This window comes from Rhodobacter sp. NSM, from assembly GCF_052244495.1.
Classification (GTDB): domain Bacteria; phylum Pseudomonadota; class Alphaproteobacteria; order Rhodobacterales; family Rhodobacteraceae; genus Cereibacter_A.
In genome coordinates, this window is sequence record NZ_JBQPXH010000001.1 from 903,148 (window position 1) to 927,754 (window position 24,607).

Here is a 24,607-nt window from a genome sequence, read left to right on the forward strand (position 1 = left end):
ATCGACCGAAAAGCCGGCGGCGCCGCCTCCGCCCGGACGCGGCGCCCCCTTCACTCTTGCTCAAGTATCCTCGGGGCGGGGGTCCGGGGGAGGGGCAGACAGCCCCTCCCCCGGCCGCTCCTCCGGGTGTCTCAGGCCGAGGCCTCGCGCGCCTCCAGCAGCGCGCGATGCTCCTGCCATTCCTTGTCCGGCTTCGAGATGAAGGTGTAGAACATCGGCACCACGAACAGCGTGAAGCAGGTCCCGATCAGCAGGCCGGTGAAGATCACGACGCCGATCGCCTGACGGGCCTCCGCGCCGGCGCCCTCTGCGATGATCAGAGGCACCACGGCGAGCACCATGGCCGCCGTCGTCATCAGGATCGGACGCAGGCGCACCTTGGCCGCGGCGACGATCGCGTCGCGCCGGTTCAGACCTTGCACTTCCCTCTGCTGGTTGGCGAATTCGACCATCAGGATTCCGTGCTTGGTGATGAGGCCGATCAGCGTGATCAGGCCCACCTGAGTGTAGATGTTCAGCGTCCCCAGCCCGAGGTTCAGCGGCAGGATCGCGCCGAAGATCGAGAGCGGCACCGACATCATGATGATGAACGGGTCGCGGAAGCTCTCGAACTGCGCGGCAAGCACGAGGTAGATCACCAGCACTGCGGCGGCGAAGGCCAGCAGGATCGTGTTGCCCTGCTCGACCTCGAGCCGCGACTGTCCGGAATAGTCGAGGAAGAAGCCGTCGGGCATGACCTCGTTCGCGATCTGCTGCAACTCGGCCAGTCCGTCGCCGGTCGACACGCCTATCATGGGTAGCGCCGAGATCGTGGCGGAGTTCAGCTGGTTGAACTGCTCGATCGAGGCCGCCGCGGCACCCGTCTCGAAGCTGACGACCGAGGTCAGCGGAACCATCGCGCCCGAGGCGGACCGGACGAAGAACTGGCTCAGCCGCTCGGGGTTGTTGCGCCAGTCGCGCGGCACCTGCGGGATGATGTCATAGCTGTTCGAGTCCCGGTCGAACTGCGAGACCGAGGCGCCACCGACCAGAAGGCCCAGCGTGTTGCCGATGTCCGAGATCGGCACGTTCAGCGTCGCGGCCCGGTCGCGGTCGATGGTGGCCACCACCTCGGGCGCATCGAAGGACAGCGAGTTCTGCACCGCGATGAACCGCCCCGAGGCTTCGGCCCGCCTGCGGATCTCCTCCGCGATCTCGAACACCCGGTCCGGCGACTGGATCGACTGAAGGACCATCGAGATCGGCAGGCCGCCACCTGTTCCCGGCAGCGTGGGCGGGGCAAAGACGAAGCCCTGCATGCCCGGAACCGGATCGAGCAGGGACTGCACCTCCTGCTGCACTTCGGCCTGGCTGCGGTCGCGGTCGGCCCATTCGTCGAGCACCCAGATGTAGATGCCCTGGTTGGCCTGCCCGCCGAAGCCCGCGATCGAGAACTCGGTCTTCACCTCGGCGATGTCGCTCGTCACGTCCGAGATCCGGTCGGTGTAGAGCTGGGTGTATTCCTTCGTGGCGTAGCGCGGCCCGTTCAGGATCGCGAACATCGCGCCCTGATCCTCTTCCGGCGCCAGTTCGCTCGTGGTGTTGAGGAACATGAAGCCCGTCGCGCCTACCAGCGCCACCACCATCAGCAGCGTGACCGGCCGGTAGTCGAGCGAGGACGAGACCCGTCGTTCATACCAGTTGGCCGTCCCCTCCAGCGTCCGGTCCACGATGCGCTGGAAGCGGCTGCCGCTGCCCTCCTTCAGCAGGCGGGCGGACATCATGGGGGTGATCGTAAGGGCCACCACGCCCGAGATGATCACCGACCCCGCCAGCGCAAAGGCGAATTCGGAAAAGAGCGATCCGGTCAGCCCGCCCGAGAAGCCGAGTGGCGCGAGCACCGCGGCGAGCGTGATCGTCATCGCGATCACCGGACCGGTGATCTCGCGCATGCCCTTCAGCGCCGCGTGATATGGCTTCATCCCCTCGTCGATGTGACGGTGGATGTTCTCGACCACCACGATCGCGTCATCCACCACGAGGCCGATGGCCAGCACCATCGCCAGAAGCGACAGGAGGTTGATCGAATAGCCGAGCGCCAGAAGCACCCCGCAGACACCGATCAGCGAGAGCGGGATGGTCACGATGGGCATCAGCACCGAGCGGAACGAGCCGAGGAAGAGCAGGATCACCACCACCACGATGGCGACGGCCTCTCCCAGCGTCTTGAAGACCTCGACGATCGAGGCGGTTATCGTCTCGGTCGAGTCGTAGACGAGGTTGATCTCCATGCCGCGCGGCAGGGTCGCGTTGATGGCGGGCAGTTCCTCGATGACGGCCGCCGCCGTCGTCAGCGGGTTCGCGGCGGGCGTCGGGAAGATGCCGATGAAGGTGCCGGGCTCTCCGTTGAATGTCACGATGCTGTCGGGCTCGGCCGAGGACAGCTGTACGTCCGCCACGTCCCTCAGCCGCACGACCTCGTCCCCGTCCGAGCGGATCGGCAGCGCGCCGAAGGCCTCGGGCGTCTGCAGGGTCGACTGAAGCTTGATCGACCGGGCGAAATACTCGCCCTCGGTCTTGCCCGGCGCCGAGAGGAAGTTCGACGCCCGGATCGCGCTCAGAACCTCGGGGGCGGTGACGTTGCGCGCGGCAAGCTTCATCGGGTCGATCCAGACCCGCATCGCATATTCCGCAGCACCGATGATCTCGATCTCCGCCACGCCCTCGATGGTGGACATGCGCGGGCGGATCACCCGCTCGAGATATTCCGTCATCTGCTCGGCGGACATGTTGGGATTGAGCGCGGCCAGATACATCAGCGCGAAATTGTCGCCGGTGCCCTTCACGATCACCGGATCCTCGGCTTCGGAGGGCAGTTCTCCCCTGACCTGCTGCACCTTGGCGAGCACCTCGGTCAGCGCCACGTCGGAGTCGGCGCCGAGCTTCATCTGCACCGAGACGACCGAGGCCGAGGGCCGGCTCTGGCTCGTCACGTAGTCGATGTTCTCGGTCGTGGCGACCGCACGCGCGATGGGCGCGGTGATGAAGCCCTGTATCAGCTCGGGCGCGGCACCGGGATAGGTGGTGGTGATGGTGACGACCGTCTCCTCCACCTCCGGATACTGGCGCACCGGCAGGTTCACGATGGAATAGAAGCCGAGCAGCAGGATGAAGCTCGCAAGGACCGTCGAGGCAACGGGGCGGCGGATGAAGATCTCGGAAATGTTCATCGCTGCCTCATTCGGACTCGGGCTGGGCCTGGGCCACGGGCTGGACGGTGTTGTCCACCGCCACCGGCGCGCCGCCCGACAGCCGGTTCTGCCCGCTGTTCACCACCTCGTCTCCGGGTTCGAGACCCGAAGCGACCTCGATCATCTCGCCGTCCCGCCGCCCGGCCTTCACGAAGACCTGCTCGACGATCTTCTGCCCCTCTTCCTCGGCGTCCCGCACGACGTAGACGGAATCGCCGTAGAGGCTCGACATCAGCGCCGTCTGCGGCAGCGCGATGACCTTCTCCTCGTCGGGCAGTTCGACCCGCACGCGCAGGAACTGCCCGGGATAGATGCGGCCGGTCTCGTTTCCGACCTCCGCCCGCACCGTCACGAGGCGCGAGTTCGGATCGACCTTCGGCTCGACGCCGGTGATCTTGCCGCTGGCACTGTAGCTGCCGGCCTCGGAAGCCACTGTCACGGGCATCCCGGGCTGGACCAGGCTGATCTGCTGCTCGGGCAGGGCGAAATCCACCCGCATCGCGTCAAGATCCTGAAGCGTGGCGTAGACCGTTCCGGCGGTCACGTAGCCGCCCACATCCACCTGCGGAATGCCGATCACGCCGGCGAAGGGCGCGGTCAGTTCCTTCTGCTGCAGCATCGCGCGGATCTTGGCGACCTGTGCCCGCGCCGAGGCGGCCTCGGCCTGCGCCGTATCCAGATTGTTGATTGCAGACACGCCGCGCTGCTGCAGCGTCCTTGCGCGCTCCAGTTCGGTTTCGGCCAGTTCCGCCGCCGCTTCCGCCGCGGCCAGATCGGCCAGTTCCTCGCGCTCGGAAATCTGCAGCAGTTTCTGCCCTTCCTCCACATGCTCGTTGGCCTGGAACAGGATCTCGCGCACCGTGCCGCCTGCCTCGACGGCAAGATCGACGCCTTGCGCCGCCACGGCCGTGCCGATGGCCTCGATCCCCGGCTTCCAGGTGATCGCCTCGGCGATCGAGGTCGATACAGTGACTGGCGCCGGCTTCCGGTTGGCAAAGAAATCCGAGATCGCCTGGTCGCGGAACATGTTGAAGCCGACGATCCCGCCCACGATCACGGCAAGCAGGATCACTGCAATGATGAGGCGCTTGACCATTCGACTCTCCAAGGGCTGCCGCGGGACCGCATGTCGCGTCGGCTGATGTTGACACTCGCCCCATTTTCTGTACCGTCCGGACGGTCAAGTCAATTGGCGAAGGAAGCTGCAGTTTGCCTGAGCTAGGTCCGAAGCCGCGAAAGAAAATGGGCGGGGATGCCCGCAAGCGACTGCTCGAGGCGGCAGAGTTGCTGAGCCGCACCGTCGGGCCGGCCGGCATGTCGCTCGAGGCGGTGGCTGCCGCGGCCGGCCTGTCGAAAGGCGGCCTCCTCTACCACTTCCCGAGCAAGCACGCCCTGCTGCGCGCCCTCGTGCAGGATCACGTCAGCGGATTTCGCGACGAGATGGACCGGCGCAGCCCCGGCTGGGCCGAAGACGGGGGTGAGGCCCAGGCGATGGCCGGCGCGAGGACCTATGTCGAAGTGGTGCGCGAGATCATGAAGCAGACGGAAGCGCCCTCCTCCGGCATCTTCGCGGCGCTGACCGAGGATCCGCATTTCATGGCACCGCTGCTCGAATTGCGCGACGTGGTGCGAAGGATGTTCGGCCGCTGCCCACGAGAGGCGATGCTGGCCTTCCATGGCTGCGAAGGACTCTTCCACGACCGGATGATCGACCCCGTGCGCTGGGACGGCGCACGTGCCGAAGAGCAGTTCGGCCTGATGGCCCGCCTGCTGGACGAGCTGGCCGAGGGTAGGGCCCGCTTCGCGCGTTAGGCGGGGCGAGCCGTGGCGGAGGTGTCGTCCTCCGGCACGGCCCGCATGATCCGGACGGCTCGGGCCTGATTTCCCGGACGGGTGCCTTGCCCTCCGCCTCTGGCTCGTATTCCTCGGGCCCGCGATCAGCCCAGCCGATAGTTCGGCGACTCCCGGGTGATCTGGACGTCGTGGACGTGGCTCTCCTTCAGCCCCGCGCCCGTGATACGGACGAAGCTGCAGCCCTGCCGCATCTCGGCCACGGTGCGGTTGCCGGTATAGCCCATGGCGGCGCGGAGGCCCCCGACCATCTGGTGGATCACCGCCGAGGCGGGGCCCTTGTAGGGCACCTGCCCCTCGATTCCTTCCGGCACCAGCTTGTCCGAGGCCGCATCCTTCTGGAAATAGCGGTCGGCCGAGCCGCGGGCCATCGCGCCGAGCGAGCCCATGCCGCGATAGCTCTTGAAGCTGCGGCCCTGGTAGAGGATGACCTCACCCGGGCTCTCGTCGGTCCCGGCGATGGCCGAGCCGACCATGGCGCAGGAGGCGCCCGCGGCGATCGCCTTGGCGAAGTCGCCCGAGAACTTGATCCCGCCGTCGGCGATCACCGGGATGTCGCCGGCCGCCTGCGCGGAATCCATGATCGCGGTCAGCTGCGGCACGCCCACGCCCGCCACGATCCGCGTGGTGCAGATCGAGCCCGGCCCGATGCCCACCTTGACCGCATCGGCGCCGGCCGCGATCAGCGCGCGGGTGGCCGCGGCGGTGGCGACGTTGCCCGCGACCACCTGCACCGAATTCGAGAACCCCTTGATCCGCTCCACCGCCTTCGCCACGCCTTCGGAGTGGCCGTGCGCCGTGTCGATCACCACCATATCCACGCCCGCCTCGATCAGCGCCCGGCTGCGGTCGAAGCCGGCGTCGCCGACGGTCGAGGCCGCGGCGACGCGAAGGCGGCCCAGCTCGTCCTTGCAGGCATGGGGGTTCAGCACCGATTTCTCGGTATCCTTCAGCGTGAGAAGGCCCGTGAGCTTGCCCTGCCCGTCCGTCACCAGAAGCTTCTCGATGCGGCGCGCCTTCATCAGGCTGATCGCCGTGTCGCGGTCCGCTGGCTCCTGCAGGAGGGCGAGGTTATCCGAGGTCATCATCACCTTGACCGGCGTGCGGTCGTCGTTGGCGAAGCGCATGTCGCGGTTGGTCACGATGCCGACGACCCGGCCGCTCTCGTCGACCACCGGGAAGCCCGTCACGTTGTAGCGTTCCTGCAGCGCCTTGGCATCGGCGAGCGTCTGCTCGGGGCGCAGCGTGATCGGGGCATAGACGATGCCGCTCTCGAAACGCTTCACCCGGCTGACCTCGCGCGCCTGTTCCTCGATGCCGAGGTTGCGGTGGATCACGCCGATCCCGCCCGATTGCGCCATGGCGATGGCCATGCGCCCCTCGGTCACCGTGTCCATGGCCGAGGACAGCAGCGGGATATTCATGCGGATCGCCTTCGTGACGAAGGTCGAGGTGTCCGCGTCCGACGGCAGCACAGAGCTGGCCGCGGGAACGAGAAGGACGTCGTCGAAGGTGAGAGCCTCGCGAATCTCCATGGGACATTCCTTGGATGGGATCGTTTGGCGGTTCCCTGTTTCACGCGTTGGCGGGGAAGGCAAGGGGAAAACCGGCGATCCGCCGGCATGCCGCGGAGCCGCCGTGGCAACGGTGCGGGCAGGACGTGATTTCCTCAGGCGGACAGCCCATCCGGGCGTCACGCCGCCGAAGGGGAACGCCCGCATGGCGGTCGGCTGGCGCGGATGAACCCGCGGATCAGGCTTCGGCCGCGTTGGTGCGGACGGCGAGGTTTCCCTTCGCCCAGTCCTGCAGGATCCTGACCGCGATGGGCGGAATGGCCAGCACCGCCGCGACCAGAAGCACCCCGCCTGCGATCGGCCACAGGTTCAGCAGCAGCCCCGCATAGGCGGCGAGCGGAAAGGTCAGCGCGCCCCAGAGCGGGCTGAAGCCGGAGGCCAGCAACCAGCGGCCGGAGGCGACGAGGATTACCAGAAAAACCCCTCCGACTGCCCCGCAGGCCGTCGCGACCATCGGCATGCCCTGGTTCAGCGAAACCAGACCCAGCAGCGCCGCAGGCGCGAGGTGGATGGCGAGCAGCGGGCGCAGCGGCGCGGGCGGCACGCGCCGGACGAACTGGAGGAGAGAGCCGAGCCAGATGGCCGCCGCCACGGGCGCGCAGAACGCCAGGATCGCGAGACCGAGCCCCGGCCAGCCCACCGGCGCGGCCGTCAGGCCGCCGATGATGAAGCCCACGAAGTGGAGATGCCAGACCGGCGTCACCGCCCGGCCCTCCTTCGGTCCGGTCAGGAAAAGCGTACCCACGGTCAGGGCAAGCAAGGCCTGCAGGCCCAGCCCGGCCACCAGCACCACCCGCGCCGCGGCGAGGCTGTAGGGCAGGAGCACGGCGGCCAGAACGAGCAGCCCGAGGACCAGCGCGGCGAGCCCGGCCCGGCCCGGCAGGACGCGCAGGTCCTCGATCACGACCTTCGGCCGCTGGACCACCTTGGCCGCGTAGGCCGCCACCGCGAAGGCCCCGAGACCGGTCACGGCGCCAAGCACGGCCTCGCCCACGCCGGTATCGAGCCCCCAGATGTCGCCTGCCGCCCGCAGGCCGAGACCCAGCCCGAGTAGCCCGAGAATCGGAGGGAAGATGGCGGGAGGCGTCCGCTGGAAGGGTCTGGACCGCCGTGGCGGGAACTGGGGCGGCGGAAAGACCGGAGGACGGGACATGGCGGTGTTCCTTGGCGGCAGGCGGCGGGTGGACTGGAAGATAGAAGCCCGGCCGGCAGGAAACAATCGGCTGTCCTCGTGCCGTTGCGGCGTCCGCCCGCATGGCGCAGCGGGAAGCTGCCGCCCTTCACCGCCCCATGGCGCATTCCTGAAGCGCAAGCGAAGGACACGCAGCCTTGGCCCGACGACGGCCGGCATCCGGGACCGCATGCAGTGGGAGAGGTGAAACACTCACCGCAGGGCTCCGTTGCCCCCTGTCAGCAGCGGGAGGACACCATGTCCGAAGAAGAAGGAGAGCCTCCGCGTCACCGGGGTCGGCCTCGCAGCCATCGTCCTGGCGCTCGTTTCACTCTGCACCTGTTCGCAATGGCCACGGAAGGCGCGGGCTGCCCGTGTCCCATGGTGCGAAGCCATTGAAGATTGCCCGTGCCCGATGGCCAGGGCTGGGCCCCCGACATCTCCTCGAGTGAATCGCGGGACGGGCAACGACCCGGGGGATCTCGACCCGGCGTCAGACGGTCTCCTCCGCCGACAGCCTTGCGCGTCCGCGGTAGAGCAGCGAAATGCCGTCATGGAAGAGATGCACCTTGCGCGGATCCGCCCCCAGACGCACCTCGCGGTGCCTGAGATCGCCGTGGATGCCGGGCAGCTTTGCCACGACCTGCCCCTCGCCGTCTTTGGGAACGAAGTAGAGCAGGGTCACCTCGCCGAGCGCCTCGGTGATATCCACCTCGCCCTCGTAGAGCGCGGGACCATCGGTCTCGACGAGATCCTCGGGCCGGACGCCGAGCGTCACGGACAGGCCCCGGTCCTCCGGGCCGGTCTCGATCGCGGCGCGCGCGACACCACCCGCATCGAGCCGGACGACCGTCTCCGCCCCGGTCTCGACAATCTCGCCCGGCAGCAGGTTCATCGAGGGCGAGCCGATGAACTGGGCGACGAAGGCATTCTGCGGCCGCGTGTAGAGTTCGAGCGGGGTGCCCACCTGGCTGATCCCGCCGCCCTCGAGCACGACGATGCGCGAGGCAAGCGTCATCGCCTCGACCTGATCGTGGGTGACGTAGATCATCGTGCGGTCCGGCATCTTCTCCTTCAGTTGCGCGATCTCGATCCGCGTCGCCACCCGGAGCGCCGCGTCGAGGTTCGAGAGCGGCTCGTCGAAGAGATAGACCTTCGGGTCGCGCACGATGGCGCGGCCGATGGCGACCCGCTGGCGCTGCCCGCCCGAGAGCGCACGCGGCAGACGGTCGAGATAGGGGGTGAGCTGCAGGATGCGCGCGGCATCCTCGACCGCCTGCGCGATCTCGGCCTTCGTCTTGCCGGCGATCTTCAGCGCGAACTCCATGTTCTGGCGGACCGTCATGTGCGGGTAGAGCGCGTAGCTCTGGAACACCATGGCGATGCCGCGCTGGGCCGGCGGCACGTCGTTGACCACCCGCCCGTCGATCTCGAGCATACCCCCCGTGATCCGCTCGAGCCCGGCGATCATCCGCAGAAGCGTGGACTTGCCGCAGCCGGAGGGGCCGACGAAGACGATCAGCTCGCCCTTCTCGATCGTCAGGTTGATGTCCCGCAGCACCCGGACATCGCCATAGGCCTTCTCGACACCGGTCAGCTTCAGATCGGCCATGATCCCTCTCCTCCCTTCTGCACCCTGTGCGCGCTCACTTCACCGATCCCGCCAGCAGGCCGCGCACGAGGTAGCGCTGCATCGCGAAGAACACGGCAATCGGCACGGCGATCGAGACGAAGGCCGAGGCCGCGAGGATCTCCCAGTCTCCCCCGCGAGAGCCGAGCAGCTCGCGCAGCACGCCGGTCATCACCAGTTGCTCGGGCGTGTTCGACAGGAAGACGGTGGCGACCAGCAGGTCGTTCCAGGTCCAGAGGAACTGGAAGATCGCGAAGCTTGCCAGCGCGGGGAACGACAGCGGCAGGATGATCCGGATGAAGATCTGGAAATCCGTGGCGCCATCCACGCGGGCACTCTCGATGATCTCGCGCGGCAGGCCCACCATGTAGTTCCGCAGGAGGTAGATCGCGAGCGGCAGGCCGAAGGCCGAATGGGCGAGCCAGATCCCGAGGTAGTCCTTGCCGATCCCCACCGCGTTGTGAAGCTGCAGAAGCGGGATCAGCGCAAGCTGCAGGGGCACGACCAGAAGCCCCACGACCGCCGCGATCAGGAGCGCGCGGCCCGGAAACTCCATCCAGGCCAGGGCATAGGCCGCGAAGGCCGCGACGAGGATCGGGATCACCGTCGCGGGGATCGTCACCGTCATCGTGTTGAGGAACGCCCGCCCGATGCCCTCGGCGAAGAGCACGCGGTCGTAGTTGTCGGTCGTGAAGCGCGGGGCCGTATCCACCGCCACGAAGAGCCGCGGGCCGCGATCCCCGAAGGGCTCGGGCGCCTCGGCCCGGTAGCTGCCGTCCGCCTCGACCGTGACGCTGCCGCCGTTCGCAAGCTCGCCCGTCTCGCCGGCGGCATAGGCGAAGGGCTCGCGCGCCGAGGTGCCGAAGCGGTTCAGGGTGCCCTCCTCGGTCAGGTCGCCCTCGACCACCCAGAGGTCGCCCTCCTGCCGCTGCTCGTCCAGGCCCGCGAGGCGGACGACCTGTCTCTGCTCGGCCGGGAACAGCGAGTCCCACCAGCCTGACGAGGCGATCTGGTCGCGGTCGCGGAAGGAGGAGACCAGAAGACCCACCGTCGGGATGGTCCAGAGCAGGACCAGCGCCACAACGGCGATGTGGACCGCCCAGACGAGGCTCGACCGGGTGCCGGCGATGTTGTCCATCAGCGCGTCTCCTTCCGGGCATTCGAGATGTTCCAGATCATGATCGGCGTCACGAGGACCATGATCACCAGCGCCACGGCCGAGGCCCGCCCGGAGTCGTTGCCCCGGAACATCCAGTCGAACATCAGGTTCGCCAGCACCTGCGTGCCCCATTGTCCGTTCGTCATCGCCAGCACGATGTCGAAGACCTTAAGCACGAGGATGGTGATCGTGGTCCAGACCACCGCGATCGTGCCCCAGATCTGGGGGACCTTGATCTTCATGAAGATCTGCAGGGGCGAGGCTCCGTCGATGATCGCGGCCTCGACCGTCTCCTCGGGGATGCCGCGCAGTGCCGCCGACAGGATGACCATGGCGAAGCCGGTCTGGATCCAGATCAGCACCGCCATCAGGAAGAAGTTGTTCCAGAAGGGAATGGCGAGCCAGGTCTGCTCGGTGCCCCCCAGAGCCTCCACGATGGCGTTCAGCAGGCCGATCTCGTCCCGGCCCTCGCCGCGGTAGTCGTAGATGAACTTCCAGATCACCGAGGCGCCGACGAAGGAGATCGCCATGGGCATGAAGATCAGGGCCTTGGCGAAATTGCCCCAGGCGATCCGGTCGGTCAGCGCCGCGGCGACCAGCCCGAAGAAGGTCGAGGCCGCCGGCACGACGAGGAGCCACAGGAAGTTGTTGCGGATGGACTCCCGGAACTTCGTGTCGTTCACCAGCCACTGGTAGTTGTCGAGGCCGACGAAGCTCTCGCCGCTCGCGTCCCGCAGCGAAAGCCAGATCGAGACGAAGACGGGATAGACGAGGTAGATCCCGAGGAGGAGGATCGCCGGCAGCAGGAAGAGCCAGGGGCGGATGGCGCTCGCCCGCGAGATGTTGGCCCCGGCATTGGGCCCCCGCGGCGGGTAGATCCGGTCGAGGATCAGGTTCGCGGCAAAGAAATAGGCGACGCAGCCGAAGACCCCCACGATGATGGTTCCGACGGCCAGGATCAGCTGGTCCATGGTGCTCCCTCCCTACTGCCGGCGCGCGTTCTGACGCGGCGAGATGCCCCGCTTCCGCCCAAACGGCCCGCTCGCTCTCGGCAATGGTCCAAGACCGTCTGGCGGACCTCCGCGAATGACCGCCCCCGCAGCCTGTAAAGCGGGCCGCTCACTTGAACGTGTCCCAGGTGCGCTGGATGTCGGCCGCGACCGCCTCGGCGCCGTCGCCGCCCATGTAGTCGATCATCCCGGTCCAGAACGCGCCCGCTCCGACGGCGCCCGGCATCAGGTCAGAGCCGTCGAAGCGGAAGGTCGTCGCATTGAGGAGGATATCGCCCAACTTGCGCAGCGTGGGATCGCCGTAAACTTCGGTATTGACCTCCTTGAAGGGGGTAAGGAAGCCGGTCTGCGCCATCCAGACCTCATGCGCGATGGGCGTCGTCAGGAAGTCGATGAAGGCGCGCGCCACCGGCGTATCGCGGGTGATGCCGAAGACGGTTCCGGCCCCGAGCACGGGCTGGCCAAGGTCTCGGTCGGCATAAGACGGAAGGTAGAAGAAGTCCGCGTCCTCGCCGATCACCGTGCCTTCCGGAAAGAACGACGGGATGAAGCTCGCCTGCTTGTGCATGAAGCATTGCGGAGGCGCGGAAAAAAGGCCCTTGGGACTGTCGCGGAAGTCGGTCGCCGCCACCGCATTCGGTCCGCCGGCGACGAATTCGGGCGTGCGGGCGAACCGGCCGAATTCCTCGATCGCGGCCACCACCTGCGGATCGTCGAAGGGGATCTCGTTCGAGGTCCACTGGTCGTAGACTTCGGGCGGGTTGATGCGGAGCATCATGTCCTCGACCCAGTCGGTCGCGGGCCAGCCCGTGGCGCCGCCCGAGGCGAGCCCGATGCACCACGGCGTCACGCCGTCCTCGACCATCCGGCGCGTGAGCGCATGGAGCTCTTCCATGCTCTGCGGGATCTCGTAGCCAAAATCCGCAAAGTTCTGGGGCACATACCAGACCAGCGACTTGACATCGATCTTGTAGAAGAAGCCGTAGAGCGCCTCCTCCTCGTCGCGCCCCTCGAAGGTGCCGAGGCTCACCCAGCTCTCGCCCGCGGCGTAGTTCTCGCGCAGCCAGTCGCCGAGCGCGGGATCGAGCGGCGCAAGCTGGCCTTTCGAGGCGAGGTCGCGTGCAAGGCCCGGCTGGGGAAAGACCGCGATGTCCGGGGGCGAGCCCGCGCCGGCATCGATCACGATCTGCTGCTCGAAGTTGTCCGAGCCGTTATAGGTGACGTCGGCGCCTGTCGCCGCTTCGAAATAGGCGATGACGGAGTCGAACAGGGCCTTGTCAGGCCCGAGCCAGGGCCCGAGCAGGGTCAGTCGCTGGCCGGACAGGTCCTGGGACTTCAAGGCCTCGAAGCTGTCCCAGTGGAACCGGGAGTCCTCGCCGGGTGGGAATTTCAGCTCCTGCCCCGCCAGTGGGCCGGACGCGAGTGCAAGCGCGGCCGCAACCGCGGGAACCTTCGCTATCATTGCTTCCTCCCACTGGAACGCACAGGGGCATGGCACCACCGTCACGCGGCTCCGCACGTGCTCGCCGGCCCCTCCCGTGGCAGGAAAGCTGAACCGCGCGCGACAGATACCCGTTGCCCGTGGTCGCAACGCGGTCCGGCGCGCACCGGTTCCCCCGTGACAAAGGAACTGGCCGCGCGCCTGCGCCGTTGCCAACCTGCCCGGCCATCGCCGGTGCAGGCTCCGCCCGCTGCCGCATCCCCGGCACGAGCGGAGGTCTCTGCCCGGGCCCACGCGGCCGTGCCGACGCCCGGCAGAGCCCGGCCGTCCCTCGCCTGTCAACACCCTCACGGAGCATCCCATGGCATTTTCCCGCGCCGACTTCCCCGAAGACTTCCTCTTCGGGGTGGCCACCTCCGCCTATCAGATCGAGGGCCACGGTTTCGGTGGCGCGGGCCGCACCCACTGGGACGATTTCGCCTCGGTCCCCGGGAATGTCGTCCGGGCCGAGCACGGCGGCCGCGCCTGCGAGCACTACACCCGCTGGGAGGAGGATCTCGATCTCGTCCGGGATGGCGGGTTCGACAGTTACCGCTTCTCGGCCTCCTGGGCACGGGTGATGCCCGAAGGACGCGGCGGGGTGAATGCCGAGGGCCTCGACTTCTACGACCGTCTGGTCGACGGCATGCTCGCGCGCGGCTTGAATCCCGCCTTGACCCTATACCACTGGGAGCTGCCGTCGGCGCTGCAGGATCTTGGTGGCTGGCGCAACCGGGACATCGCGGGCTGGTTCGCGGATTATGCCGAGGTGCTGCTGCGGCGGATCGGCGACCGCATCTGGTCTGCCGCGCCCCTCAACGAGCCGTGGTGCGTGGCCTGGCTCTCGCACTTCCTCGGTCACCATGCGCCGGGTCTGCGCGATATCCGCGCCGCCGCGAGGGCGATGCACCATGTCCTGCTGGCTCACGGATCGGCAGTCGAGGCGATGCGCGCGCTCGGCATGGGCAACCTCGGCGCCGTCTGCAACTTCGAGCACGTCGCCCCTGCCGACGACAGCGAAGCCTCGGCCGCCGCCGCCCGCCGGCACGACGCGATCATCAATCGCTGGTTCGTCTCCGCGCTCTTCAACCGCCAGTATCCGGCCGAGGCGCTGGAAGGGCTCGAGCCCCATCTGCCCGTCGGATGGGAGAAGGACATGGACCACATCGGCAGGCCGCTCGACTGGTTCGGTCTCAACTACTACACGCGCAAGCTCGTCTGCGCGGAGCCCGGACCCTGGCCCGGCCTGCGCGAGATTGAGGGGCCGCTTGCGCGCACGCAGATGGGCTGGGAAATCTACCCCGACGGCCTGAGCGCCATTCTGCTCCGCGTCCACGAAGGCTACACGCGCGGCCTGCCGCTCGTCGTGACCGAGAACGGCATGGCCTCGGCCGACGCGATCCGGTCGGGCAAGGTCGACGACCGGGCACGGATCGCGTTCCTCGAGGATCACGTCGCGGCCGTCCTGAGGGCAAGGGCCGAGGGCGTGCCCGTGGCGGGCTACTTCGTCTGGTCCCTGCTCGACAATTACGAATGGTCATTCGGCTACGAGAAGCGCTTCGGCATCGTGCATGTCGACTTCCAGAACTTGCAGCGCACCCCGAAAGCATCCTATCACGCCCTGGCCCGCGCCCTCGCGCGATAGCCCTGCCGGAGGACGCCATGGCCGACGCCCCCCTCTGCCTCGTTGCCGACATCGGCGGCACGAACACCCGCGTGGCGCTCGCGCAGGGATCCCGCCTGATGACGGCGTCGACGCGGCGCTTCCGCAACGCAGAGTATCCGGCGCTCGCTCCGGTTCTGCGGGATTTCCTCGCCGCCGCAGGCAGTCCCGAGATCGACGGCGCCTGCGTGGCCGCCGCAGGCCCCGTGCGCGACGGAGTAGCGACGCTGACCAACCTTGCCTGGACCGTTGATGGCACCGAACTGCAGGGCGCAACAGGCGCCGCCCGTGTCGCAGTGCTGAACGACCTGCAGGCGCAGGGCCATGCGCTTGGCCACATCGATCCGGCGAACCTGCGCACGCTCGTCCCGGCGCCGGTCGAGCGGCGGTCGGGACCGATGCTGGTGATCGGCGTCGGCACCGGCTTCAACGCGGCCCCCGTCCACGACATGCCCGGCGTCCGGGTCGTGGCCGCTTCCGAATGCGGCCATGCGGGCATGCCTGTGCGGACAGCACGCGACCTGCGGCTTGCGGAATTCGTGCAGACCGTCCACGGCTTTGCGGGCGTCGAGGACGTCCTCTCGGGCCGCGGGCTCGAGCGTCTCTACGCTTTCGTGGCCAGAGAGGCCGGACTTGAGGACCGCAAGACCGCGGCCGAGATCATGGCCGCCATCGCCGAGCCCGGCCCCGCCCGCGAGGCGGCCGCCCTGTTCGCCCGCCTTCTCGGAGCCGAGGCGGGCAACCTCGCTCTGATCCACCTGCCCTTCGGCGGCATCTTCCTCTGCGGCGGCGTCGCGCGCGCCTTCTCCGAGCATCTGGGACCGATGGGCTTCACCGAGAACTTCCGCGACAAGGGCCGCTTCTCGGGCTTCATGGACGCTTTCCCGGTCTGCATCGTCGAGGATGACTACGCCGCGCTCACCGGATGCGCCGCCTTCCTCGCCACGAACTGAAGTCGCGGCCGAGAAGCACGTCGGGCTTCACAGCAGCCTTTCACTCCGTGAAAATATCCTCGGGGGTCCGGGGGCAGACAGCCCCCGGCTCCGGCCAGCCATCTTCCGCTGGCCGGGAACGCCCCCGCAGCGTCCGTCCGCTCCGGGTCAGGCGTCGGCGACCGCCCTTCCGGTCAGCACCTTGACGAGGTGCGCGCGATAGGCGGGCGTGCCATGCATGTCCCCGAGCATGCCGTCGGGCGACAGCGACAGGCCCTCCAGCGCCTCCGGTCGGAAGTCCCGCGAGAGGGCCTCCTCCGCCTCGGTCCAGCGGAACACGCCGTCCTCGCCCGCGCCGGTGACGGCCACCCGCACCCCGTCCGCGAACTTCGCCACGAACACCCCCACAAGGGCGAAGCGCGAGGCAGGCTGCGCGAACTTCATGTAGGCGGCTTTCTCGGGGATCGGGAAGTGGATCGTGGTTATTATCTCGCCCTCCTCCAGCGCCGTGGTGAAGAGGCCCTGAAAGAAATCGTCCGCCTGGATCTCGCGCCGGTCGGTCACGATGGTCGCATTCGAGGCCAGCACCGCCGCCGGATAGCAGGCCGCGGGATCGTCGTTGGCGACGCTTCCGCCGATGGTGCCGCGGGCGCGCACCGCCGGATCGCCGATCTCGCCGGCAAGCCAGGCGAGCGCCGGGTAGTGCGCCTTCGCCTCCTTCGCCACCGTCGCGTGACAGGTCCCGCCGCCGATGGCCAGACCCGCATCGCTGCGACAGACGCCCTTCATCTCGGCGATGTCAGTCAGGCTGACCAGCGTGTCGGGCGCCGCCAGCCGCTGCTTCATCGACGGCAGCAGCGTCTGGCCGCCCGAAAGCGCCTGCGCGCCCTCGGCAGCCAGCGCCGCGACGGCCTCGGCAACGGAGGAGGGTTTCACCAGTTCGAAGTCGTGCATGATCCCCTCCTCAGCCCTGCATCGCCGTCCAGACGCGCGAGGGCGTCAGCGGCATGTCGATATGGGTGACGTGATCGTGGCCCGCGCGCCGCAGCGCATCGACCACGGCATTGACCACCGCCGGCGGCGTGCCGATGGCCCCCGCCTCGCCGCAGCCCTTGGCACCCAGCGGATTGTGAGTGCAGGGCGTCACGCAGGAATGGTCCACCGTGAAGGAGGGCACGTCATCCGCCCGCGGCATGGCGTAGTCCATGTAGGAGCCGGTCAGCAACTGGCCGTCCTCGTTGTAGACCACGCCTTCCAGCAGCGCCTGCCCGATCCCCTGCGCCACCCCGCCATGCACCTGACCCTGCACGATCATCGGGTTGATGACGTTGCCGAAATCGTCGGCGCAGGTGAAGCGGACGATGTCCACGCCGCCCGTCTCGGGATCCACCTCGACCTCGCAGCCATAGGCGCCGGCGGGATAGGTGAAGTTCGCCGGATCGTAGAAGGCGGTCTCCTCGAGCCCGGGCTCCAGCGTCTCGAGCGGGTAGTTGTGCGGCACATAGGCCGAGAAGGCGATCTCGGCGAAACTCTTCTGCCGGTCGGTGCCGGCAACCGAGAAGGAACCGTCATTGAACTCGATGTCGCCTTCGGCCGCTTCCAGCATGTGAGCCGCGATCTTCTTGCCCTTGTCGATGATCTTGTCGGCGGCCTTCATCATGGCCGAGCCGCAGACCGCAAGGCTGCGCGAGCCGTAGGTGCCCATCCCGAACGGGATCTTCGACGTGTCGCCGTGCACGATCTCGACCGAGTTCGCGTCCACCCCCAGCTTCTCGGCGATGAGCTGGGCGAAGACCGTCTCGTGCCCCTGTCCGTGGCTATGCGCGCCCACCAGCACCGAGATATTGCCGGTGGCGTTCACCCGGATGGTCGCGGCGTCGTAAAGACCCACCCGGCAGCCGAGCACCCCCACGAGGTTCGAGGGCGCGATCCCGCAGGCCTCGATCCAGGTCGAGAGGCCGAAGCCCCGCCACTTGCCGCGCTGGCGGCTCTCCTCGGCCCGCGCCTCGAAGCCCGCCACGTCCGACAGCTCGCGCAGCTTGTCCATCGTGGCGTGATAGTTGCCGGTGTCGTAGACGAGACCCACCGGCGTCGTATAGGGGAAGGCGCCCGGGTCGATGAAGTTCTTGCGCCGGATCTCCCACTTGTCGATGCCGAGTTCGTCCGCCGCCTTGTCGATCACCCGTTCCAGCGAATAGGTCGCCTCGGGCCGGCCCGCGCCGCGATAGGCATCGACCGGCACGGTGTTCGTCAGCACCGCCTTCACATTCACATAGACGAGCGGCGTCTTGTAGGGGCCCGCCATCAGGGTGCCATGCAGGAAGGTCGGCGTGCAGGTGGCGAAGTTCGACAGATACGCCCCCATGTTGGCCAGCGTCTCGGTCCGAAGCGCGAGGAAGTTCCCCTCCTTGTCCGATGCCAGTTGGATCTTCGTCACATGGTCGCGGCCGTGCGCGTCCGACAGGAAGGCCTCGGAGCGGTCGCAGACCCATTTCACCGGGCGATTCAGCCGCTTCGAGGCCGCGAGTACCGCCGCCTCCTCGCCATAGTGGTAGATCTTCGAGCCGAAGCCGCCGCCCACGTCGGGCGCGATCACGGTCAGCTTGTTCTCGGGGATCCCCATGACGAAGGCCGAGATCAGCAGCCGCGTCAGATGCGGGTTCTGTGAGGTGGTATAGAGCTTGTAGTCGCCCGTCCCGCTATCGAAATCCCCGATCGAGGCGCGCGGCTCCATCGCATTGGGCGAGAGGCGGTTGTTCACGAGTTCCAGCGTCGTGACATGCGGCGCGGTCTCGAAGGCCGCATCGACGGCGGCGCGGTTCTCCTCGATCCAGCCCCAGTCGAAGACCACATTGTCCTCGATCTCGTCATGGACGCGGTTCGAGCTGTCGGCCACCGCCTGCGCCATGTCGACGATGGCGGGCAGTTCCTCGATATCGGCCTCGATGGCCTCGCAGGCGTCCTTGGCCTGCTCGTAGGTCTCGGCCACCACCATCGCATAGGCATCGCCCACATGGCGGACCTTGCCATGCGCCAGCACCGGGCGCTTCGGCTCCTTCATCGTGGCGCCGTTCCGACTCTGGACCAGCCAGCCGGTCGGGTTGCCGCCCACCTCAGTAAAATCGTCGCCCGTCAGCACCGCGAGCACGCCGGGCATCTCCTCGGCGGCGCTGGTGTCGATCGAGCGGATGCGGCCATGCGCCACTTCCGAGCGCAGGAAGCAGGCGTGGGCCTGTCCGCGCAGGCTGATGTCGGCGGTGTAGCGACCCTTTCCGGTCAGGAACCGGATGTCCTCGCGGCGCAGCGTGCTGGCGCCGATGCCTCCGTCCTTCGGCATGAAACTCCTCCCTTTCTTGCTGGCCCGCTTATTCGGCGGCGAGCTTCCGGCTGTCGGCACCCGCGGCGGCCATGACCGCCTTGACGATGTTGTGGTATCCCGTGCAGCGGCAGATGTTGCCCTTGAGGTAGTGGCGCACCTCTTCCTCGGTCGGGTTCGGCTTCTCGTTCAGCAGCGCCGCCGAGATCATCACCATGCCCGGCGTGCAGAAGCCGCACTGGAGGCCGTGATGATCCTGAAACGCCTGCTGGATCACCGAGAGCGAGCCGTCCTTGTTCGCCATCCCCTCGATCGTCGTCACGCTCTTGCCGGCCACGTCCTGCGCCAGCACGGTGCAGCTCTTCACCGGCTCGCCATCCACATGAACGGTGCAGGCGCCGCATTGCGTCGTGTCGCAGCCGACATGGGTGCCGGTCAGTCCCAGCCCGTCCCGCAGGAAGCTGGAGAGGAGCGTGCGCCCCTCGGTCTCGGCGGACATGGGTCTGCCGTTCACGGTCATCGTGACTTTCATCGATACCCTCCCTGATACGGTCTTCGGCTCAGCGCGAGATCATGCGCTTGAACCAGCCCTTCTTCGCGGGCGCCTCTCCCTCGGCGCCGACCGCGACGGCCTCGGGCTCGTCCTCGGCGGGGCCTTCCACGGCGGTCTGGAACCGCTCGAAGAACTGGTCGGCCATCTTGCGCGAGAAGCCGTCGATGATCCGGCTGCCAAGCTGCGCGAGCTTGCCGCCGACATGGACATCGACCTCGTAGGACAGGAGCGTGCCGCCCTCGGAGGGGCTCATCGCGACCTTGGCCGAGCCGCGCGCATGGCCCGCAGCCCCGCCCTTGCCCTCGCCCGAGATCGTGAGCGCCTGCCCCTCGACGATGTCCGAGAGCGTCACATGGCCGGTGAAGCGCGCCTTCACCGGGCCGACCTTCTGCGTGACGACGGCCTCGTAGCCCTCGGACGGGCTGCCGGAGAGGCTCTCGCATCCGGGAATGCAGGCCCTGAGCACCTCCGGGTCGAGGATGGCCGCCCAGACCGTGTCCGGATCGGCGGCGATGGTTCTCTGATCGGTAAGCTGCATGGCGTTCCCCCTCATTGCGGGAAGAGTAGGGCCAAATTCGGCGGTGCGGCTATGTGACCTTGGTCGTAGTGACGCACGAGGCCGGCACCCCGGGAGGACGCGCTCGCGGTTCTCGACCGGCGCGGGCCCAGGCGGCAGTTGCTCCCGATGGATGGGCACGAGGGGACGCCAGCGCGGCTTTCGCCGGCCGATCAGAGTGCGCCGAGGAATTCCTCGAGCACCCGCGCGTCGATGGGCTTCTGGATGATCCGGATGCCGGCTTCCGCACAGCGGGCGGCGACTTCGGGGCGACGTGCCGCGGTGACGATGCAGGCGGGAACCGGCCCGTGCCTCTCGCGCATCGAGGAGATGAAGTCGATCCCGGTCATCCCGGCGCCGAGCTGCTGGTCGACGAGGAAGAAGTCCGGCAGGATGCCGATCTCCTCGATCAGCTCCAGCGCCTCCTCGCCCGAGGGTGCATCGAGCACGCTCACGCCCCATTTCTCAAGGAGGAGGCCCATCGCCTGCCGCAGATCGTCGTCGTTCTCCACGAGGAAGGCGATCTTGTCCTGCACGGCGACCTTGGCCTGCGCCCGCGCCTCCGCCGCCGGGGGCGGGACAGGGACCGCCGCACTGTCGGCCCGCGGGACCTGCACCATGAAGCAGGTTCCGCGCCCGATCTCCGAGCGCAGGCCCAGCGGGTGGCCGAGAAGCCCGCAGGCGCGTTCGACGATGGCGAGGCCGAGGCCCATCCCCTCTGCGGGCGAGGCAGGTGCATTCAGCCGGTGAAACTCCTTGAAGATCGCCTCCTGGTCGGCTTCGGCGATGCCTGGCCCCGTGTCCCAGACCTCAAGGCGCACCATCCCGCGACAGAGCCGCGCGCCCACCAGCACTCGACCCTTCACCGTGTATCGGATCGCGTTGCCGATCAGGTTCTGCAGGATCCGCCTCAGGTAGGTCGGATCCGACGACACCACGGCGCTCGACGGCAGGACCGTAAGCTCGAGGCCCCGCGCCTCGGCGATGGGCGTGAACTCGTCCGAAAGCTGCGCCATCAGCCGGTCAAGCCGCACCGGCTGGATGCTCACCGCCGCTCGCCCCGACTCGAGCTTCGAGATGTCGAGCAGCGCGCCGAGGATGCCTTCGACCGAGTCCAGCGCCTTCTGCGCCTTGGCCAGCGCCTCGCGGCTTTCGGGCGCCACGGCCTCGTCGCCGATGGTCGCGATGAAGAGCTTGGCCGCCGAAAGCGGCTGCAGCAGGTCGTGGCTCGCCGCCGCCACGAAGCGCGACCGCGAGGCGTTCGCCCGCTCGGCATGCCCCAGCGCATCCTCAAGCTCGAGCGTCCGCTCCATCACCCGCGCCTCGAGTGTTTCGTTCGCCCGGCTGAGCGCCTCGATGGCGGCGCGCTCGGCGGTGACGTCGGTAAAGCTCATCACGAAGCCGCGGTCGGGCATCTCCTGCGCGAAGACGTCCAGGATCAGTTCGTCGTGGCGCCTGAGCTCGAACGAGAGCGGTGCGCGCTCGTGACGGGCCTGCACCCAGGCCTCGAGCTGGCCCGCATCCATGCCGTCGCCGAAGCTGATCTCGTGGGCGAAGCGCTCGAGCAGGTAGCCGAAGCTGACCCCCAGCCGGAACCGGTTCATCGGAATGGCGAGCAGCGTGCCGAGCCGCTGGTTCCAACCGACGAGGCGCCCCTCGGCATCGAAGATGCAGACGCCCTGATTGATGTGGTCGAGCGTGGCGCGGATCACGCGTGCCTGGTCGTCCAGCATCTTGCCGCGTTCCAGCCGCTCGAGCCGGATCAGGTCGGTGACGTCGGTCTGCAGGATCACCGTGCCGCCATCGGCCGTCCGATGCTCGGACACCTGCAGCCAGCGGTCCCAGATCAGCCGGACATTGAAGATCGAGTGCCGGTCGTGGTGGCGCCGCTTGCGCCGGATGGCCCAGTCTTCGGGCGTCTCGGCCTCGGGAAGGGCGAGGTAGCGCGAGCGGCTGACCCGGTCGATGTAGCCACCGAAGGTCAGGCCCGGCTTCAGATGCTCCTGCACGTCGAGCATGTGCATCCCGAAGCGCGAATTGCACAACACCAGCACGTCGTCGGCATCGAAGAGCGCGAAGCCTTCCTGCACGGTCTCGATGGCATTGGCGAGGTTCTGGCGCGCCTCCTCGGCGGCCCGGGTCGCATGGGCCAGTTGCTCGTTCGACAGGTTCAGCAGTTCCAGCGTCCGCTCGAGATCCGAGGTGCGTTCGCGCACCTGATCCTCCAGCATGGCGGCGCGCTGGAACTGGGCGTAGGCCGCCCCCCCGTCGTCGGTCATCCGCTCGACCCGCGCCATCAGCGCGCGCACGATCTCGAGCAGCTTGTCGCGCTGTCGCTCGGGCGGATCGGTCGGGTCGATCAGGGCGAAGCTCATGGCTCCTCCGGCGGATAGATCGCCACACCGGTCATGGTCTGGTTCACATGCATCCCGTTGAGCTGCTCGCCATAGGTCGAGAAGCCCACGACCCGATGCTGTCGCAGAAGCCCCGAGACCGCGCCGATCGCCTGGCTGTCGAGCGCCTCCATCCGGCGCAGCACGCAGTCGCAGGCGATGATGGCCGAAGGCGGCGCCTCGCGCCCCAGCGCGGCGAGTTCTTCCGCCAGATGCCCCACGAGGTCGCACGGCTCCGCGAGCGTCAGGACCAGCCCCTCGTCGATGGCCGAGAAGAACACCAGATCGCCGTTCGGCGCGACCTCGCGGATGGCCCGGACGTGGTGCTTGCCGCCGATCCGCACCACGACAGGATGGGCGGCGAAGGTGAAGCTGTCGAGCTGGTCCGGATCCTTTCCCAGAAGCCGCGCATATTCCTGTGCCGCGGGCGCGGCATTGATCCGTCGCACGATCCTGCGGGCCGGATCCGCCTCCGTGACCACCATCCGCTGATCGGTCGGCAGGAAGTGGTCGAGGTTGAACACCTTCACCCGGCAGTCGGTCCGCACCAGCGCGAGGACAGCCGCATCGCGCAGCACCTCGCCGCCGTGGATCACGAAGGTTTCGCGAAAGCGCACGCCATCCGCGGCCGAGCCCCCGAAGAGCGGCACCGGCCCGAGGCCCGCCGCCAGTGCCGAGGCAAGCTCGTCCTCGCGCGTGGAAAGCCCGTCCACCATCAGGAAGGCGAACTCGTTCCCCCAGCCGGGCCCCCGGTCGGAAAGGTCGCGCCCGAGCGCGTCGCGCTCGCGGATGAGCCGGCCGATCAGGGCCTCGCGGTCGAGCCGGGCAAGCTGCTCGATGACCACCGGACGGGCGCGGAAGTGACGGGCAGGAAGCCCCACCGCGACGATCTCGCCCTCGGTGTATCCTGCCGCTCCGATCTCGCCCGCCGTGGTGCAGCCGATCACAGGCATACCGGGAAAGGCACCCTCTACCCCGCACGCCAGGGCCGCCACGTCGGCCTCGGGCGTGACGAAGAGGATCACGAGCGCGAAGGGCCCCTCGCCCAGGGCCTCGGCAAGATGCCGGGCCGCCTCCGGCGTGTCTCCGGAAACATGCGCACTCGGGACAAGCGCGGAGGCCATGCAGCCCCGCCCGTCCGCGACCGCCAGCTCGCGCCGTGCATCCATGGCCGTCCTCCCGCGCCGAACCTAATCCGCGGCCTCGGCATCTGGCAAGCGACTGCGCGGGAGCCGTCGGGCTTGTATCTCAGGCCACGCCCGCCGCCTCTGCGCGTCATCCTGCGGCAGGCCGCGTTTCGCCGCCCCTGCCAGGCGGAAGCCTCAGGAATTCTCCGGCATGAGGCTCGCGAAGCTCGCTTCCTGCACCATCAGCACCGCCTGCGTCCGGCTCTGCACCCCGAGCTTGCGCATGATCGCCGTCACATGGGCCTTCACCGTCGTCTCGGCGATGGTCAGGTCATAGGCGATCTGCTTGTTCAGCCGGCCCTCGCAGATAAGCTGCAGGATCTTCGCCTGCTGCCGCGTGAGCAGCGAGAGCCGTGCGATGGCCTCTTCGCGCTGGCTGGCAGGCGCACCGGGAGAATGGGGCGTGAAGCCTTCGGGCACATAGCTGCGCCCGTCCCGGATCGCGTCGAAGGCGGCGCGGAACACCTCGCGACGGGAATGCTTCGGGACGAAACCCGCCGCGCCAGCCTTCAGCGCCGCGCCGATCACCCTGTTGTCGGCCAGCGACGAGACCACCACCACCGGCACCGCACCGAGGCTCGCCTTCAGCCGGATCAACCCGTCGAGGCCGTTCACATCCGGCAGGTTGAGGTCGAGCACCACCACGTCGAACGCCGGCTGCAGGTCGAGCCGCGCCAGTGCCGTCTCGAGCCGGTCGGCGGATTCGATATGCGTGAGCCCCGCCACGGCCTTCAATGTCATGGTGAGCGCATCGCAGAACAGGGGATGATCGTCGATGATCAACGCGGACTGGAGCGGGCGAGTTGGTTCGGTCATGGCAGTCCCATACGTCTTTCCATGAGGCTAGCATATCCCCCCGGCCCGATAACCCGGCCAAAGGTCGGAGCCACGGCCCACCCGGC

Annotated in this window: 18 protein-coding genes; 3 read left to right on the forward strand and 15 right to left on the reverse strand. The window is 68.0% G+C overall.

Annotated elements, in window-relative coordinates:
- Positions 1 to 131 precede the first annotated feature (131 nt).
- Together ACTVZP_RS04265 and ACTVZP_RS04270 are read right to left on the reverse strand one after the other, a co-directional pair.
- Positions 132 to 3,209: an efflux RND transporter permease subunit gene (locus ACTVZP_RS04265; RefSeq protein WP_443210843.1), complete on the reverse strand. Its 3,078-nt coding sequence runs from the start codon at positions 3,207 to 3,209 to the stop codon at positions 132 to 134.
- Positions 3,210 to 3,216: 7 nt separating this feature from the next.
- The gene (locus ACTVZP_RS04270) at positions 3,217 to 4,326 is read right to left on the reverse strand and encodes an efflux RND transporter periplasmic adaptor subunit (protein WP_443210844.1); all 1,110 of its coding nucleotides are present in this window, start codon (positions 4,324 to 4,326) and stop codon (positions 3,217 to 3,219) included.
- Between the two features lie 146 nt (positions 4,327 to 4,472).
- Here ACTVZP_RS04270 and ACTVZP_RS04275 point away from each other — a divergent pair, with 146 nt between their 5' ends.
- Positions 4,473 to 5,042: a TetR/AcrR family transcriptional regulator gene (locus tag ACTVZP_RS04275; RefSeq protein WP_443210845.1), complete on the forward strand. Its 570-nt coding sequence runs from the start codon at positions 4,473 to 4,475 to the stop codon at positions 5,040 to 5,042.
- A gap of 125 nt (positions 5,043 to 5,167) precedes the next feature.
- Here the strand turns inward: ACTVZP_RS04275 and guaB are convergent, their stop codons facing one another.
- The 6 genes from guaB to ACTVZP_RS04305 form a co-directional block, all read right to left on the reverse strand.
- The gene (gene guaB, locus ACTVZP_RS04280) at positions 5,168 to 6,616 is read right to left on the reverse strand and encodes an IMP dehydrogenase (RefSeq protein ID WP_443210846.1); all 1,449 of its coding nucleotides are present in this window, start codon (positions 6,614 to 6,616) and stop codon (positions 5,168 to 5,170) included.
- Between the two features lie 217 nt (positions 6,617 to 6,833).
- On the reverse strand, positions 6,834 to 7,808 hold the full coding sequence (locus tag ACTVZP_RS04285) for an SLAC1 family transporter (protein WP_443210847.1): 975 nt from the start codon (positions 7,806 to 7,808) through the stop codon (positions 6,834 to 6,836).
- A gap of 511 nt (positions 7,809 to 8,319) precedes the next feature.
- Positions 8,320 to 9,438: an ABC transporter ATP-binding protein gene (locus ACTVZP_RS04290; RefSeq protein ID WP_443210848.1), complete on the reverse strand. Its 1,119-nt coding sequence runs from the start codon at positions 9,436 to 9,438 to the stop codon at positions 8,320 to 8,322.
- Positions 9,439 to 9,472: 34 nt separating this feature from the next.
- Positions 9,473 to 10,594, reverse strand: a complete 1,122-nt coding sequence (locus ACTVZP_RS04295) for a carbohydrate ABC transporter permease (RefSeq protein ID WP_443210849.1) — start codon at positions 10,592 to 10,594, stop codon at positions 9,473 to 9,475.
- The gene (locus ACTVZP_RS04300; protein ID WP_443210850.1) at positions 10,594 to 11,586 is read right to left on the reverse strand and encodes a carbohydrate ABC transporter permease; all 993 of its coding nucleotides are present in this window, start codon (positions 11,584 to 11,586) and stop codon (positions 10,594 to 10,596) included. The genes ACTVZP_RS04295 and ACTVZP_RS04300 overlap by 1 nt, the downstream gene beginning before the upstream one ends.
- Before the next feature lie 148 nt (positions 11,587 to 11,734).
- Positions 11,735 to 13,087 (reverse strand): ABC transporter substrate-binding protein, encoded by a 1,353-nt coding sequence (locus tag ACTVZP_RS04305; protein WP_443210851.1) that lies wholly within the window; start codon positions 13,085 to 13,087, stop codon positions 11,735 to 11,737.
- A 340-nt stretch (positions 13,088 to 13,427) separates the two neighbouring features.
- Between ACTVZP_RS04305 and ACTVZP_RS04310 the strand changes: the two genes are divergently transcribed.
- Together ACTVZP_RS04310 and ACTVZP_RS04315 are read left to right on the forward strand one after the other, a co-directional pair.
- Complete coding sequence (locus tag ACTVZP_RS04310) at positions 13,428 to 14,750, forward strand: GH1 family beta-glucosidase (RefSeq protein WP_443210852.1); 1,323 nt, start codon at positions 13,428 to 13,430, stop codon at positions 14,748 to 14,750.
- A 17-nt stretch (positions 14,751 to 14,767) separates the two neighbouring features.
- Positions 14,768 to 15,721 carry a glucokinase gene (locus tag ACTVZP_RS04315; RefSeq protein ID WP_443210853.1) on the forward strand — a complete coding sequence of 318 codons (954 nt, stop codon included), beginning with the start codon at positions 14,768 to 14,770 and terminating at the stop codon, positions 15,719 to 15,721.
- A 147-nt stretch (positions 15,722 to 15,868) separates the two neighbouring features.
- Here ACTVZP_RS04315 and ACTVZP_RS04320 read toward each other — a convergent pair whose 3' ends face one another.
- The 7 genes from ACTVZP_RS04320 to ACTVZP_RS04350 form a co-directional block, all read right to left on the reverse strand.
- Positions 15,869 to 16,654 carry an FAD binding domain-containing protein gene (locus tag ACTVZP_RS04320; protein WP_443210854.1) on the reverse strand — a complete coding sequence of 262 codons (786 nt, stop codon included), beginning with the start codon at positions 16,652 to 16,654 and terminating at the stop codon, positions 15,869 to 15,871.
- 10 nt (positions 16,655 to 16,664) lie between these two features.
- Positions 16,665 to 19,037: a xanthine dehydrogenase family protein molybdopterin-binding subunit gene (locus ACTVZP_RS04325; RefSeq protein WP_443210855.1), complete on the reverse strand. Its 2,373-nt coding sequence runs from the start codon at positions 19,035 to 19,037 to the stop codon at positions 16,665 to 16,667.
- Positions 19,038 to 19,065: 28 nt separating this feature from the next.
- Complete coding sequence (locus tag ACTVZP_RS04330) at positions 19,066 to 19,548, reverse strand: (2Fe-2S)-binding protein (RefSeq protein ID WP_002720035.1); 483 nt, start codon at positions 19,546 to 19,548, stop codon at positions 19,066 to 19,068.
- A gap of 28 nt (positions 19,549 to 19,576) precedes the next feature.
- Complete coding sequence (locus ACTVZP_RS04335) at positions 19,577 to 20,107, reverse strand: CoxG family protein (RefSeq protein ID WP_443210856.1); 531 nt, start codon at positions 20,105 to 20,107, stop codon at positions 19,577 to 19,579.
- Between the two features lie 191 nt (positions 20,108 to 20,298).
- Positions 20,299 to 22,500 carry a PAS-domain containing protein gene (locus ACTVZP_RS04340; protein WP_443210857.1) on the reverse strand — a complete coding sequence of 734 codons (2,202 nt, stop codon included), beginning with the start codon at positions 22,498 to 22,500 and terminating at the stop codon, positions 20,299 to 20,301.
- A complete protein-coding gene (locus ACTVZP_RS04345) occupies positions 22,497 to 23,687 on the reverse strand; it encodes an FIST N-terminal domain-containing protein (protein WP_443210858.1) in 1,191 nt (396 codons plus the stop codon). Before ACTVZP_RS04345 ends, ACTVZP_RS04340 begins: the two co-directional genes overlap by 4 nt.
- Before the next feature lie 153 nt (positions 23,688 to 23,840).
- A complete protein-coding gene (locus ACTVZP_RS04350) occupies positions 23,841 to 24,521 on the reverse strand; it encodes a response regulator transcription factor (RefSeq protein ID WP_443210859.1) in 681 nt (226 codons plus the stop codon).
- Between the last annotated feature and the right edge of the window lie 86 nt (positions 24,522 to 24,607).